Here is a 13,074-nt window from a genome sequence, read left to right as displayed (position 1 = left end):
AACTTGTATTTAATGTTTTTCGGAGCCAATTTTTGAGTCAAAACTGAGGCTAATTTAGTGCCATAAATCGAAGTGAATATGCTGGAAATAAGCTTGGATTTAACAAATTAAACTGTTTTTGAAACAATCAAAGCATCCATGCTGTCGAGCTATTATTGTGCTAATAGCGTGTTGGTTGTCAGGGCTGTTAATAGTGAACTGATCACAAGTTCACATTGGGTTTGACTATAACGTCTGTGGCTTCGTGGTTTTTCAACGAGAAAATACTGAGGCGGCATGATAGTGTCATGCAGTCTGTGCAGTTCAGCGATTGGAAGAGGGGCTAATTTTAGTCCTGGCATATGCTTAACGGTATGCATGTCGATACTTGAGCAAAATGCAACGCTTTGCATTGTCAGTAAGTGTGCATACCATTCTTCTCTATCTACAACTCTCTCGATCGAGGGTAACAGCAGTCCCTGACGTTGGCAAAAGAGTTCTAAAGGATCAATTCTACTGTTAAAGCCTTTGAGATCAAGGCACAGGAAGGAATGACGACATATCTGCTCAAGGCTGATATCCAGCTGACTTTCCCAAAGGGGATGATGTTTCGACGCAACAACATACACATTAGCAATACAGCCAAGGCGAGAAACATTAAGATCTTTGGTTTCTGTTGGCTCTATTGTGATCCCAAAGTCTAATTCACCAGCATGTATTAACTCAGCGCTATTATCCTGCCATTTATGTAACCTAACTTGCCCTAACTCATTGACTACGTCTGGTGAACTAAGCTGTGGAGCTAAAAAGCTTAACAAACCATTACTGGCGGCAATATGTAAAGGCAATTCAACATGACTGGCCGCATTTTGGAGTTGCAATGCCGATTGTTCTAAGTGATAGACGGATTCGGTAAATTGGCAAATGGCGACATATAGGCTTTCTGCAAGTGGGGTTGGCTTTAACCCCTGCTGGCGGCGATAAAACAGCTCGTCATTAAAAGTTAACCTAAGGGCATTTAGACAGCGACTTATTTTAGGAGCCGATACGTTTAACGCTTTGGCGGCACTATTTGCATGGCCGTTATCAAAAATACTTTTAAAGACGAGTAAGGTGAAGACATCGAGTTCGCAGATTTGTTTTAGTAATGGGTTGCTCATTTGGTATCGCCTTGCGATGAGTCTTAGTCTGCAATAGCCTCATAAGAACAGTCTTACTGAGGTACATAAATGCGTTTATTAACAATACATGGTTGACTAATGAAGTTAGCATTTACAGTACGGCTTAACTGTGATCTCAATCCTTAAATTAACATTTGATTAACGATCGCCGTTGTTGAAAGTTGTGTTAGTTGGATTTTTAGACAATAGATAAAAAGTCAAAATGGACGGATGAGGCGTTTTACATGCAAAGGCTTAGTTATCTTGATTAGGCGATAACAAAACGTTTGCCGATGTTGTTGATGGTAGGCTGTGGGCATGAATGGTCTGATGGTCTTCTTTAATTCTTAAGCCGATAAATTGACCCCCTTCATTGATTTGCATTGAGGTACAGGCAACATCGCCATCGACAATGCCTCTGGATTGAATGATCAGACGTTCACAAATTAATCGACCTTTAAAATAGCCGTCGATGATAAATTCCCGACACTTTATTTCACCGTGAATACGTCCTGTTTTCTCGACGATGATATTGGCTTGCGACAAAATTTGTCCTTGTACCTCACCGCCGATTAAGACATCACCGGAAAATTCAATATTGCCCGTTAGCATAGTCCCATCGGCGATAAAGCTCAGTGCGGGGGCTGTGTTTCGGGTAAAGGAAAATTTTTTGCCAAACATGCGATGATAAACCTAGGTGATTAAAGGTGACAGCGACCGCCAAATAGTAAACTAAACATGCCGTGAAGCCCAGTAACACTCAAGCCATTAAAGTGATTCAACAGGCTTAATACTGATGGCTAGGCTTGGGCAAGGCGCGACACAGGCTCCGCAACCCGTGCAGAGCTCGCTATCAATCTTCGGCATCGGCGCGTTACCCACGCTTAAGGTAAAGCTAATAGCGCGGGGCTCACAGGCATCCTTACAACTTTGGCACCAAATGCCTTGATATGTTAAGCAGTTATCTTGAATAACCGCTTTGTGTTGCCAAGGGGTTTGGGTCAAATCAAACAGCTTATCTTCTGGGCAGACAGAGGCACATTGGCGACAAAAAGTACATTCATTATCCTTAAATGAGACTTCGGGAAAGCCGCCATCCCCCTTGAAGATAATCTTAGTTTCACAGGCGGTGATACAGGCCGAGCATCGGGTACAGATGTCAGTAAATTCAATGCCTTCACGCACCCATGGTGGCCTAATTGCCGATGATTTGCGGCGGCTAAAGAGATTACGGCGGCTGTGATTGATGCTTTCTGTCATAGGTCTTTCGGAGTTTAACTGTGATTAAGGGATAATAAAAATGGCTTGGGAGTTACCGCAAGCCATTTAGATTATTAGCCTTTATAGCCATTTGGATTGGTAGATTGCCAATGCCAACTGCTGTTTGCCATATCCTCTAAGCTGTGAGTCGCCTGCCAACCTAGATCGTTCCTTGCATGATCTGGGTTTGCATAACAGGCGGCAATGTCACCCGGACGGCGCGGCGCAATTTGATAGGCAATCGACTTACCACAGGCCTTTTCGAAGGCCTTAACCATATCGAGCACACTGTAGCCTTGGCCTGTACCTAGGTTATAGGTGACAAGTCCTGGTTTGGTGGCCAGCTTTTCAAGGGCTTTGAGGTGCCCAAGGGCTAAATCCACCACGTGGATATAGTCGCGAACGCCCGTACCATCATGGGTTGGATAATCATTGCCAAACACACTTAACGCTTCGCGTTTACCGACTGCCACCTGTGCGATAAATGGCATCAAGTTATTTGGAATATCGTTAGGATCTTCGCCAATCAAGCCGCTGGCATGGGCGCCAACAGGGTTGAAGTAACGTAAACGGGCGATATTCCAACTTGGATCGCTATGGTGTAAATCCGCCAGTATATGTTCCACCATCAATTTAGACTGACCGTATGGGTTAGTGGCACCCGTGGGAAAATCTTCGGTAATCGGTAGGCTGGCGGGGTCGCCATACACAGTTGCAGAAGAACTAAAGACGAGGTTTTTCACCTTAAACTCTGCCATCACTTGGCAAAGAATTAAGGTGCCAGTCACGTTATTCTCATAGTATTTCAGTGGTTTAGCGACTGACTCTCCAACGGCCTTTAACCCAGCAAAATGGATAACGGCATCGATGTTGTGGTCGCTAAAGACTTTCTGCAGTAAGGCCTTATTGAGAATATCGCCTTGATAAAAGGTGACCGATTTACCAGTAATGCGCTCGACACGGTTAAGGGCTTCGATGCTTGAATTAGACAGGTTGTCTAATACAATCACTTCGCTCCCTGCATTGAGCAATTCCACCACGGTATGAGTGCCAATATAACCAGCACCGCCGGTCACTAAAATCGTCATTACTTAATTCCCTTTACAATGGTCTTCAAATATTGTGCAAAATCGTCGCCGATTTCGCTGTGGCGCAGGGCGTATTCCACGTTAGCGCGCATATAGCCTTGCTTGTTTCCGCAGTCATGACTCTTACCTTGCATGTAGTAAGCGTTAACAGTTTCTTCCTTCATTAACATCGCAATGGCGTCAGTTAGCTGAATTTCATCACCCGCGCCAGCAGGGGTTTTAGCCAGTAGTGGCCAAATTGCTGCGGGTAACACGTAACGACCCACAACGGCTAAGTTAGATGGTGCTTCGTCAACTGGCGGTTTTTCAACGAGTTCGACCAATGGCTCAGACTCGCCTGGTTGTAGATCATGTCCATTCACATCCGCAATACCATATTGGTTCACTAAATGATGTGGCACACCTTCCACCATGATTTGGCCGACTTGGGTTTCATCATACAGATTCACCATGGCGGCAAGGTTGTCGGTTTTCAGGTTGCAGCTGGCATCATCAATAATCACATCTGGCAGCAATACGGCGAAAGGTGCATCACCGACGACGGATTTAGCACATAAAATCGCATGGCCTAAGCCTTTGGCTTGGGATTGACGTACGCTGATCACTGTCACGTCTTTCGGACAAATGGATTGCACTGCTTCGAGTAACTGACGCTTCACGCGGCGCTCTAATTGCGCTTCTAATTCAAAACTGGTGTCGAAATGGTTTTCGATAGAGTTTTTACTGGCGTGGGTAACCAACACAATTTCTTTAATACCCGCGGCGATGGCTTCGCTAACCACGTATTGGATCAATGGTTTATCAACAACGGGTAGCATTTCCTTAGGGATAGCTTTGGTCGCAGGAAGCATACGAGTGCCCAGTCCAGCGACAGGAATAACGGCTTTACGAATTTGATGTTGTTTCATTGCGAACCTTCAGATTAAGGAGAGGCGGTTATTGGGCAATATTGTAAATGACCCACGCAGAAAAGCCATTTGCAAACACCGAAATTTGTCGGTTTTTCTGCATATTATCAGCCTATCGTCGTCATTTTTACGCCCAAGTGTCAAGGACGGTTATCCGTCTTTGTAAGTTTGAATACTTATGCCCCAAGGTTTTTAAATGACTTGTAATATTTGCTTTACGTTTGCGTCACATTATCGCGTAAACAATAAACTGTGAGGGAGTTAACAAAAATCGAGGCTTAGATCACTATGGAGGCATTAGCGTCAGCCATGAAGTGAATTTTATGACTAAAGAGATAGCGCACACCGCGCCCTATGTTGCGCGAAGTGCAGATGATTCAGGGTATATCCATTACCCGCAGGAAGAACATGATATTTGGAGCCAATTATATGCTCGCCAAGCGGTGAACCTACCGGGGCGTGCCTGTCAGGAATATCTCCAAGGGCTCGATGCCTTGGCGATGCCGAAGGACCGCATTCCACAATTGGCAGAGATAGACAAAGTATTGCAAGCCACCACGGGCTGGAAAACCGCGGCCGTGCCGGCCTTGATTTCCTTTGGCCGCTTCTTTGAGCTTTTGGCCAACAAGGAATTTCCGGTTGCGACCTTTATCCGCCGTAAGGAAGAGTTTGATTACCTGCAAGAGCCGGATATTTTCCATGAGATCTTTGGTCATTGCCCCTTGCTGACCAATCCTTCTTTCGCCCATTTTTCCCATATCTATGGTCAATTGGGCTTAAATGCCAGCAAGGAAGACCGTGTCTTTTTAGCGCGCCTGTATTGGTTTACCGTCGAGTTTGGCTTACTCAAGCCCCAAGATGGCGAATTGTGTATCTACGGCGGCGGTATTTTAAGTTCTCCCGGCGAAACCTTGTATGCCATGGAAAGCCAAGTGCCGGAGCGTAAGCCCTTCGATCTCTTAGATGTGCTGCGCACGCCTTATCGTATCGATATTATGCAGCCGATTTATTATGTGATTGAACATATTGATATGCTGGATGAAATTGCCAAGATGGACATCATGGCCTACGTGGCTAAGGCTCGTCAGCTAGGCTTGTTTGCCCCTAAGTATCCGCCTAAGGCCAAGAAGGCAAGCTAACTGCTGACTGTTAAAAACGAATTAAATAAAGCGTAATAAGGGCAACGGATTGATCCCCTAATGTTGCCAAGAGGAGTATGTATGACAGCGTTAACCCAAATGAAATGTGAAGCTTGCCAAGCCGATGCGCCGAAAGTGACCGATGCAGAATTGGCCGAACTTATCCGCATGATCCCCGATTGGGGCGTGCAAGTGCGTGATGGCATCATGCAATTGGAACGGGTTTACAAATTTAAAAACTTTAAGTTAGCGATGGCGTTTACCAATAAGTTAGCGGAGCTGGCCGAAGAGGAATTCCACCACCCAGGCATTTTAACCGAGTGGGGCAAAGTGACTGTGACTTGGTGGTCACACTCAATCAAGGGGCTGCATAAGAATGACTTCATTATGGCAGCCAAGACCGACCAGTTGTTAGATTAAAAAATTCAATTTTAAAATCAGCGCCTTAATTGTATCTGAGCGCTGATTTTTTCTTCCTGTTACAAATACGCTGTAAACTAGACTTGCCACTTTGAGCGTAACCTTCTAACGTATACACGCCCAGCTATTTATCCTGCCTTTTACGTTTGCGTAAACTATGAAGGCTTAATCAAACGAATGTCTTACGAGGCCAAGCCTGAGGACTCGAACTCGAGATAATAGCTCTGCACGGTTTATCCCAAAATTCGAATCAAAATAGGGAATATCAGTCATTATGCGCTTGGAAGTTAGCTGTCAAGATCGCGTGGGTTTAGCGAAAGACATCTTAGTCGTGTTAGAACGTTATGGCATTAATCTCATCGCCATCGATGCCAGTAATCAGGGCTTTCTCTACCTGCAATTTGCCGAGGTCAGTTTTGATACCTTAAGTGCCTTGATGCCGCAGATCCGTAAAGTGGAGAGTGTTCACGATGTGCGAACTGTGTCGTTTATGCCTTCGGAGCAGGAACACTACGCCTTAAAAACCTTACTCAAAACCCTCCCTGACTCAGTGTTCTCCATCGACGTGAAGGCGCGCATTCGTATCGTCAACGAGTCGGCGCTGCTCAATATGGGCATGGGGGAGCATGAAGTGCTCGATGAATCCTTAAACCATTGGGTGCAAGGGTTTAACTTCAGCCGCTGGCTCAGTGAGAGCCAAGTGTTGCCGCAGGCGGCGCGTGTCAATATCGGCCAAAACGAATATCTGGCCGAAATGTTACCGATTTACTTACCCGATGAGGATGATAAAACCATCCTCGTGGGCGCAGTCGTATCGCTTAAATCGCCTGCGCGGGTCGGTAAGCAATTCAATGCACTGCAAAATCAAACTGCGGGCTTTGAAAATGTGTTAGCCAGCAGCGACAAGATGAAAGAAGTGTTAAAACAAGCTCGCCGCATGGCGCAGCTCGATGCGCCGCTATTAATTACCGGCGAGACTGGCACGGGCAAAGAGCTAATGGCCAGAGCCAGCCATGATGCTAGCATGCGCCGCGAGAAACCCTTTATCGCTATTAATTGTGCGGCACTGCCCGATAGCGCCGCCGAAGAGGAACTCTTTGGCTACGTTAGCCAAGGCAAAGTCATTAAGCGCGGCTTTTTTGAAGAAGCGAAGGGCGGCACAGTGTTCCTCGATGAAGTGGCCGAAATGTCTAAGGCGGCACAGGTTAAACTGCTGCGGTTATTACAGGATGGCACCTTTAGACGCATTGGTGGCGACGAAGAAGTTCGCGCCGATGTGCGGATCATCTGCTCGACCCAGAAAAACTTAGCCGAGCTTTGCCAAACTGGTGAGTTTAGGGAAGATTTGTACTATCGCATTCATGTGCTTAGCTACCATATACCGTCACTGCGCGAGCGTAAAGTCGATATCATTCCGCTGACGGAGATGTTCCTTGAACACTACAGCCAGCAACTCTCTAGCCCGGTGAGACGAATTTCGGCCCAATGCCGTGATCATTTATTGACTTATGCCTGGCCGGGTAACGTACGTCAGCTTAAGAATGCGGTCTTTAGGGCAGTATCTATGTGGGATGGCTCGGGCGAGTTGACCGTTGAGCAACTTAAGTTGCCATCCTACGCCGAAGGTTTTGGTTATTTCGATAATGCCTTCGAAGGCAATCTCGATGATGCGATGAAGCAATTTGAGGCCAGCTTGCTGCGCCGCTTATATCCGGCTTACCCCAGTACTCGCCAATTGGCGAAGAAATTAGGGGTCTCCCATACGGCCATCGCCAACAAACTCAGGGAATACAAGATAGCCAAGCCAAAGTAATCTTGCTTTAAGCTTAGGATGTAACAGTATCGTTCCACTTTGTTGCCGACTTTTTCACCATATCGTTCTGCGAAATAGTGACAAGCGGCAGCAGGGTATGAAACGTAATGATTAGTTTACAAAATGTGAAATAATAGGGTGAAATGTGATTTTGCTCACGCTATAGGAATCCGCCGTCGCTTCGGGTATTTCTACGCGCAGCAAACCCTATACGGCGAGTCTAAAAAGGCTAGATTGCCCGCACTCGTTGTCACCCATTCCCGTTAGCTGAGCGTATCGGCTAACCATAAATAGATAAAAAGCGCAGTACGCCGAGCCGTAGAAGCACAGGAGCAGATATGAAACTTGCCAGTTATAACAATGGTCGCCGTGATGGCCAGCTGATGTTAGTGAGCCGCGATCTTACTCAAACGGTTGCCGTGCCAGCGATTGCCCACACGATGCAACAATTACTCGATGGTTGGGATCTGCTCAAGCCGCAATTGCAAGAACTGTATGATGCGCTTAACGAAGGCAAATTACCGAACGCGCAAGCCTTCGATGAAGCCAAATGTTTATCACCTTTACCACGAGCCTATCAGTGGGCCGATGGTAGCGCCTATGTTAACCATGTGGAATTAGTGCGTAAGGCGCGCGGCGCTGAAATGCCAGAAACCTTCTGGACCGATCCGCTGTTTTACCAAGGCGGCTCTGACAGCTTTATCGCACCAAAGGCGGATATCCCACTGGCGAGCGAAGACTGGGGTATCGATTTCGAATCGGAAATCGCCGTGATCACCGATGATGTGCCTATGGGGGTGAGCGTTGAAAATGCTACAGCGCACATTAAGCTGTTGATGTTAGTGAACGATGTGTCGCTGCGTAACCTGATCCCCGCAGAGCTGGCGAAAGGCTTTGGTTTCTTCCAATCCAAACCTTCGAGCAGCTTCTCACCGGTAGCTATCACGCCAGATGAATTAGGCAACCGCTGGGAAGATTCAAAGGTGCATTTACCGCTTATCACCCATTTAAATGGCGAACTATTCGGTCGCCCGAATGCGGGTGTGGATATGACCTTTAATTTCAGTCAGTTAATATCTCATGTCGCTAAAACCCGTCCATTAGGCGCAGGCGCGATTATTGGCTCGGGCACGATTTCTAACTATGACCGCAGTGCTGGCTCAAGCTGCTTAGCTGAAAAACGTATGCTCGAAGTCATTGCCGATGGTAAAGCTAGCACACCGTTTATGCGTTTTGGCGACACAGTGCGCATTGAAATGCTCGATGATAATGGCGCCTCTATTTTTGGCTCTATCGATCAAAAAGTGGTTGAGTACAAGGCGTAAGGCTTTTGTGCTAACACAGTGACAGATAATATTGACGGGGCTTTTAGCCCCGTTTTTTCAGCAGAACATAAGGACAGAGTGAGATGAAACTATACGGTTATTGGCGCTCTAGCGCCGCCTATCGTGTGCGTATTGCCCTCAATCTTAAAGGCGTGAGCGCCGAGCAGTTGTCGGTGCATTTAGTGCGTGATGGTGGTGAACAACATAAAGCGGATTATATTGCCTTAAATCCGCAGGAACTTGTGCCTACACTGGTGGTTGATGATGAGCAGGATGGTGATGCGTTAACCCAATCTTTGGCGATTATCGAATATCTGGATGAGCTATATCCTAAAACGCCGCTATTGCCTGCGTCGGCGCTTGAACGTGCCCATGTGCGCGCCATGGCCTTAACCATTGCCTGTGAAATTCATCCACTCAATAACCTGCGGGTATTGCAATATTTAACTCAGAAGCTGAACGTCGATGAAGAAGCCAAAACCGCTTGGTATCACCATTGGGTGGCGAGTGGGTTTGCGGCGCTCGAAACCCAACTTGTGCGCCATAGTGGCCGCTATTGTTTTGGTGACAAAGTGACGCTAGCGGATCTGTGTTTAGTGCCACAAGTATACAACGCCCAGCGTTTTAATGTGGATTTAACGCCGTACCCCAATATTATGCGGGTGTGGGCTGAGTGTAATTTGCTGCCAGCCTTTGCGGATGCAGCGCCAGAGTGCCAGGCTGACGCGGTGTAACCCGTGATCAAGCATAAATAAGTGCTCTGAAACCGATTACAAAGTGGTGTGAGTCGATATCATTTTTTATGTGTTTGATATTACAGTAGACTTTAGGCATGACTGAAACGGAATTAGCCGCACTATTACGCACATGGCTAAGCCAAGATCGGGGGCGGATGAGGGCGCTTGAATTGGCGCAGCAATGCGCCCTGATGCATACCTTGCCGCAGTGGTGCTTGGCAGCGGGCTTTGTCCGCAATCTGGTGTGGGACAAATTGCACGATATTAAGCAGCGTCCGTTAAACGATATCGATCTGATCTACTATTGCCCCTTGGATACTCGTTCTGAGCGGGATAGGGCGATAGAAGCATACCTACAAACACTGGCACCAGACTTACCTTGGTCGGTAAAAAATCAGGCGCGAATGCACCTTAAGAATCAGGATAATCCCTACCAATCGACGCAGGATGCGATGTGTTATTGGCCAGAGCAGGAAACGGCTGTAGCTGTGTATTTTGAACATATACCTAACACAGTATCTTCCGCGGTCGATAACTTACACCTGATTGCACCCTTCGGCTTAACCTCATTATTTGCCTTGCAGTTAACCCATAATCCCAAGCGTGCGTTGACTGTATTTGAGCAGCGAATTGCCGCAAAGAATTGGCTTAAACAATATCCGCGATTGACTTTGGCTAATGACCTTGGCTAATTAACTCACTTCATCAATATGAGTTTTGAGATTTATTTTCTGGTCTGTTCATAAGTAACGGACTCTGATTTCCACCGTTTCCTCATTATTTTCCATTACCAGCTTTATATAAATTCTTCAGCTTTTTTGCTATCAAACTAGGCCAATTCTAGCGTGTTTTGATGTTAACCAATGTAAATGAAATGTTCATTTTGAGCCTGACTATTTATTCCTTATTACTCCTTGTGGAGGTTATTAGTGATGGCTAATTAATGCGGTAAGTCACAAAAAACAAACTGGTATTATCAATAAATGTTTATATAGCGTGACTTGGATCTCATGCCTTATACCTCAAAATAAGTATCACCACTTAATTTTGATTTGGATCAATAAGGTAAAGAAATTTATCTGGCAGTGTAGGCGTCAATTGTTAAGGATGTAATGTAAAACAAAAATCTATGTTGTACATATGGAGTATGATGATGAATAAAACTACTGTTTCTACACTGATCGCTGCCACCCTGTTAGCCGCTGGTTTTTCTGCTTCTGTTTCTGCCCATCAAGCGGGCGATATTATTGTTCGTGCCGGTGCTGTGGTTGTTGCACCAAATGAATCAAGTGATGATGTTGTAATTCCTGGTGTAGGTAATTTAGGTGAGTTTAAAGTCAGTAACGATACTCAACTTGGCTTGAATTTCGGTTATATGCTGACTGATAACATTGGTATTGAGCTATTAGCTGCAACGCCATTTAGCCATGATGTGTCTCTAGCTGGTGTTGGTAAAATTGCAGAAACTAAGCATTTACCACCAACTTTAGTTGCTCAATATTATTTCGGGGATGCTCAGTCTAAATTACGTCCCTATGTGGGCGTTGGTGTGAACTACACTAATTTCTTCGACAATGACTTCACCAACGACTTAGGTGGTTCGTTAACCGATCTAAGTATGAGCACTTCTTGGGGTTTAGCTGCGCAAGTGGGTTTAGATTACCAATTTGATAAAAACTGGTTAGTGAACGCCTCTGTGTGGTACGCACAAATTGATAGCGATGTTAAATTTAAATACCAAGGCACTCCCGTTACAATCAGCACAGATATTAACCCATGGGTTTATATGGTGAGCGTTGGCTACACTTTCTAATCATCTGATTTTAAAGTAACAAAAAAGGAGCCTGTGGCTCCTTTTTTGTTTTTCGCAGTTTTATAAAGCTAAACGCGGCATAACACTACTTTTTGGATTTTTTCGGCTTCCAATGGCGCGTGTTATAGATAAATTCCGGCAGCAATTTCGTTAGCCAAGCCACTAAGCGCCAACGCTTGGTTACATAGACACGGCGTTTACCTTGTTGCATAGCCTTAATAATCTGCGCTGCCACTTGCGGGAGCGGGGCAAGCCATAGCGTACTTTGTTGCATGGCGGCCTTATCCAGTAAACCGAGTTGGATATCGGTAATGGTAATGGGCAATTTAAGCCGCTGGGCATGCATGCTTAAGCCTTCCAAATAGTTTTGCGCAAAGGCTTTAGAGGCATGATAAGCCACACTTGGGCCGCCGCGCAGACCAGCAATCGAGTTGATGGCGGCAAGCTGGCCATAACCCTGCTCGCGAAATAATCTAAATGCCGTATTGCAGATAGCGGCAAAGCCCCGCACATTGACATCGATAATGTCCTGCTCTGGTAGCCATGGCAGCTCTGGATCGTAGCTATTGAGTCCGGTATTCACTAAGACTAAGTGGGCGCCACCTAAGTCGTGCCAGACGCTTTCGAGTTGCTTGATGATGGCGCTTGGCTGTTCAATTTGCAGAGAAAAAACCTGAACTTTAGTTGGCAGGATCGAGGCAAATTCGCGGAGTGATTCGACATCTTGAGCAAAAAGGGCTAATTCAACCTGCTGATCGGCCAATTGTTTGGCAAGTTCGCGGCTTAAATGTGAGCTAGCGCCCACAATTATCGCAGTTGCTTGGGTCATAAATTTTTCGGCAACGAAATGGTGGCTTATCATAGGAAGATATGCCCAGCGTGACAAGATTTATAGCTCGGGCGTATAGACATCCAGAAGTCTTTATGTATGATTGGGAGAAATGAAATGAGACAAGGGTTAAGGATTAGCGGACTGACATCTGCATGGCAAAAATTAGCGGCTATGGTATTACTCGCCGTCACCACGGTGATTTCAGGTTGTGCCACACCTAATGCGATTGTTGAGATTAAAGGTGAGGCCATGTACCGCGAGCGTATCGCATTGCCCGCCGATGCCAAGTTGATAGTGCAGTTGCTTGATGTCTCTAAGATGGATGTGCCTGCTGTGGTGATGGCAGAGCGTGAGAGTCAAGGCGCTAAAACCCCTACGCCATTTAGTTTTACTATAGGGCGTGATCAGTTTGAAGCGGGGCATACCTATGCCATTGGGGCAAGGATAATGCTCGGTGATAAGTTATTGTTTATTAATACTCAAGCCTATCATGTCGACCTCAATTCGACAGAGCCTATGACGATACTGCTTGAGAAAGTCGGTCGCTAATTTGTTTGCTCATTGATGAGTGGCATACGCGCGCCGGAACCTTTGATTGTT

Annotated in this window: 14 protein-coding genes; 8 read left to right on the top strand and 6 right to left on the bottom strand. The window is 46.1% G+C overall.

Annotated features, from left to right (window positions below):
• Window positions 1-152: 152 nt before the first annotated feature.
• The 5 genes from EYR25_RS13375 to galU form a co-directional block, all read right to left on the bottom strand.
• Window positions 153-1,139 (bottom strand): LysR family transcriptional regulator, encoded by a 987-nt coding sequence (locus EYR25_RS13375; protein WP_133180683.1) that lies wholly within the window; start codon window positions 1,137-1,139, stop codon window positions 153-155.
• 255 nt (window positions 1,140-1,394) lie between these two features.
• The gene (locus EYR25_RS13370; protein ID WP_133180681.1) at window positions 1,395-1,820 is read right to left on the bottom strand and encodes a bactofilin family protein; all 426 of its coding nucleotides are present in this window, start codon (window positions 1,818-1,820) and stop codon (window positions 1,395-1,397) included.
• Window positions 1,821-1,907: 87 nt separating this feature from the next.
• The gene (napF, locus tag EYR25_RS13365) at window positions 1,908-2,399 is read right to left on the bottom strand and encodes a ferredoxin-type protein NapF (protein ID WP_133180679.1); all 492 of its coding nucleotides are present in this window, start codon (window positions 2,397-2,399) and stop codon (window positions 1,908-1,910) included.
• Between the two features lie 74 nt (window positions 2,400-2,473).
• Window positions 2,474-3,487: a UDP-glucose 4-epimerase GalE gene (galE, locus tag EYR25_RS13360; RefSeq protein WP_133180677.1), complete on the bottom strand. Its 1,014-nt coding sequence runs from the start codon at window positions 3,485-3,487 to the stop codon at window positions 2,474-2,476.
• On the bottom strand, window positions 3,487-4,395 hold the full coding sequence (gene galU / locus EYR25_RS13355; protein WP_133180675.1) for a UTP--glucose-1-phosphate uridylyltransferase GalU: 909 nt from the start codon (window positions 4,393-4,395) through the stop codon (window positions 3,487-3,489). The genes galE and galU overlap by 1 nt, the downstream gene beginning before the upstream one ends.
• Window positions 4,396-4,718: 323 nt before the next feature.
• Between galU and phhA the strand changes: the two genes are divergently transcribed.
• The 7 genes from phhA (at window position 4,719) to ompW (ending at window position 11,642) form a co-directional block, all read left to right on the top strand.
• Window positions 4,719-5,534, top strand: coding sequence for a phenylalanine 4-monooxygenase (phhA, locus tag EYR25_RS13350; RefSeq protein WP_088585809.1), 816 nt, complete (start codon window positions 4,719-4,721; stop codon window positions 5,532-5,534).
• Between the two features lie 81 nt (window positions 5,535-5,615).
• The gene (locus EYR25_RS13345; protein WP_011626686.1) at window positions 5,616-5,954 is read left to right on the top strand and encodes a 4a-hydroxytetrahydrobiopterin dehydratase; all 339 of its coding nucleotides are present in this window, start codon (window positions 5,616-5,618) and stop codon (window positions 5,952-5,954) included.
• Between the two features lie 274 nt (window positions 5,955-6,228).
• Window positions 6,229-7,767 (top strand): transcriptional regulator TyrR, encoded by a 1,539-nt coding sequence (gene tyrR / locus EYR25_RS13340; RefSeq protein ID WP_011717658.1) that lies wholly within the window; start codon window positions 6,229-6,231, stop codon window positions 7,765-7,767.
• Window positions 7,768-8,105: 338 nt separating this feature from the next.
• Window positions 8,106-9,092: a fumarylacetoacetate hydrolase family protein gene (locus tag EYR25_RS13335; RefSeq protein WP_133180672.1), complete on the top strand. Its 987-nt coding sequence runs from the start codon at window positions 8,106-8,108 to the stop codon at window positions 9,090-9,092.
• A gap of 83 nt (window positions 9,093-9,175) precedes the next feature.
• Complete coding sequence (gene maiA, locus EYR25_RS13330) at window positions 9,176-9,826, top strand: maleylacetoacetate isomerase (RefSeq protein ID WP_133180670.1); 651 nt, start codon at window positions 9,176-9,178, stop codon at window positions 9,824-9,826.
• Between the two features lie 98 nt (window positions 9,827-9,924).
• Entirely contained in the window at window positions 9,925-10,521 is a 597-nt protein-coding gene (locus EYR25_RS13325) for a nucleotidyltransferase family protein (protein WP_133180668.1), read from the top strand.
• A gap of 458 nt (window positions 10,522-10,979) precedes the next feature.
• Window positions 10,980-11,642: an outer membrane protein OmpW gene (gene ompW / locus EYR25_RS13320; RefSeq protein WP_165953498.1), complete on the top strand. Its 663-nt coding sequence runs from the start codon at window positions 10,980-10,982 to the stop codon at window positions 11,640-11,642.
• 85 nt (window positions 11,643-11,727) lie between these two features.
• On the opposite strand, the gene EYR25_RS13315 is transcribed toward ompW, so the two are convergent.
• The gene (locus tag EYR25_RS13315) at window positions 11,728-12,471 is read right to left on the bottom strand and encodes an SDR family NAD(P)-dependent oxidoreductase (protein WP_133180664.1); all 744 of its coding nucleotides are present in this window, start codon (window positions 12,469-12,471) and stop codon (window positions 11,728-11,730) included.
• Window positions 12,472-12,588: 117 nt separating this feature from the next.
• On the opposite strand from EYR25_RS13315, the gene EYR25_RS13310 reads away from it, so the two are divergent.
• On the top strand, window positions 12,589-13,023 hold the full coding sequence (locus EYR25_RS13310; RefSeq protein ID WP_023267422.1) for a YbaY family lipoprotein: 435 nt from the start codon (window positions 12,589-12,591) through the stop codon (window positions 13,021-13,023).
• Window positions 13,024-13,074 lie beyond the last annotated feature (51 nt).

Source organism: Shewanella decolorationis (genome assembly GCF_004354305.1).
Lineage (GTDB): Bacteria > Pseudomonadota > Gammaproteobacteria > Enterobacterales > Shewanellaceae > Shewanella > Shewanella decolorationis.
The sequence above is the reverse complement of the archived record's forward strand: the minus strand, read 5'-3'. Positions and strand labels throughout refer to the sequence as shown.